We start from the raw sequence: 223 nt of genomic DNA, 5'->3' as shown, positions 1-223 counted from the left end.
TGCACCGGCCGTCGGCGGCGAGGCCGCCCTGCTTGCCGAACTCGACGAACACCCCCGGCGAGGCCATCACGGTCGCGCCGGCCGCCAGGGCGAGCCCGCATTCCCCCGCGCGCAGCGACCGGGCCGCCAGGTGCAGCGCGACCAGCGAGGACGAGCAGGCGGTGTCGACGGTGAGGGCAGGGGCCGCCGAGGCCGAACTGGTAGGCGAGGCGGCCGGAGGCGA

Annotated in this window: 1 pseudogene; it reads right to left on the bottom strand. The window is 77.6% G+C overall.

Annotated elements, in window-relative coordinates:
• Positions 1-223 (bottom strand): annotated as a pseudogene (locus tag SACPADRAFT_RS24750) (beta-ketoacyl synthase N-terminal-like domain-containing protein); the annotation flags it as partial.

The organism is Saccharomonospora iraqiensis subsp. paurometabolica YIM 90007 (assembly GCF_000231035.2).
GTDB classification, from domain to species: Bacteria; Actinomycetota; Actinomycetes; order Mycobacteriales; family Pseudonocardiaceae; genus Saccharomonospora; species Saccharomonospora paurometabolica.
This window is presented reverse-complemented; position numbering and strand designations above follow the sequence as displayed.